The organism is Vibrio sp. YT-16, assembly GCF_033337405.1.
Taxonomy (GTDB): Bacteria; Pseudomonadota; Gammaproteobacteria; order Enterobacterales; family Vibrionaceae; genus Vibrio; species Vibrio alginolyticus.
Genome location: NZ_JAWOQQ010000100.1, coordinates 1 through 1,250, shown reverse-complemented (window position 1 = coordinate 1,250; position 1,250 = coordinate 1). Strand labels below are relative to the sequence as shown.

General features: G+C 50.5%; 1 protein-coding gene. It reads left to right on the top strand.

All coding sequences use genetic code 11. The annotated features are described in order from the left end of the window. Positions 1 to 87: 87 nt before the first annotated feature. A partial coding sequence (locus R7F07_RS25020) for an Ig-like domain-containing protein (RefSeq protein WP_318110641.1) occupies positions 88 to 1,250 on the top strand: 1,163 nt, incomplete at its 3' end.

Sequence of the window (1,250 nt, the reverse complement as noted above, 5' to 3'; positions counted from 1 at the left end):
TTGTTCTTCGCTTTTTCACCCTTATGTCTATTTATCAGCTAGTTATTACTCTGTTCTCATTTATATCCATGACTCAAGGAGAGGAAAATGAAGGTCACTCTACTTCACGGAGCGGTGGTCGCTGCACTCAGTGTTAGCTATCAAGCTCAAGCCTACAACTGTCAAAGCCTGACTGATTGGGATAGCACTGCAACCTACACCTCAGGCACTCAAGTGAAAACTCAAGGTGCCGCCTATGAGGCCGCTTATTGGACACAAGGTAACGACCCCGTCACCAACTCAGGCTCATGGGAAGCGTGGAAGGCATTAGGTCAATGTGATGGAGGAAACAGTAATCTGTCGCCAACGGTGTCCTTCTCTTCTCCAACGAACAACGCGCAAATTCCTGAAGGCAGCGCCATTACTCTGTTAGCCGATGCGTCCGACGAGGACGGACAGGTCACACAAGTGGAGTTTTTAGCGGGTGACCAAACCGTTGCTATCGTCGCCCAAGCGCCATTTGAGGCATCTTGGACTGCAGCCCAAGGCGTTTCTCAACTCACCGCGATTGCGACAGACAATGAAGGCGCAGTAACCTCCACAACGGTTGCTATCGTCGTTCAGCCTCAAGTAGAGCTGCCGCCACCTAGCATTACTCTCACTAGCCCAACAGGTACGGACACACTGAGTGTGGGGGATATCCTAACCGTTACTGCTCAAGCTGATGACTTTGATGGCGTAGTTACTCAAGTTGAATTCTTTGTTAACAACCAATCCGTCGCCATTGATACCAGTGCACCTTACGAATACCAATGGACAGCGAGTGTTGGCACACACTCATTTAAAGCTCAAGCAACAGATGACTCTAATCTCTCTACCACGAGTCAAGAAGTGGCGCTGGTCGTCGCGAATTCAGAAACAGGCAATGGTGGGTGTGCTGATGCTCTACCTTACGTTGCTGGCACGCGTTATGAAGTAGGTGCTCTGGTATCTAACCTTAACCAAAAATATCGTTGTGACGTTGCGGGTTGGTGTTCGTCCGATGCAACATGGGCCTACGAGCCAGGTGAAGGCCTGTACTGGAAAGACGCTTGGACTGGCCTAGGAGCGTGCTCAACACCACCTCAAGTTACCATTACCGCCCCAACTGATGGGCAAGTCGTGCTCGCAGGCAGCAACAACGAAATCGCAGCCAACGCAAGCGACTCAGATGGCATGGTTACGCAAGTGGAGTTTTTCGCGAATAACGCTCTCTTAGGTGTCGTTACTCA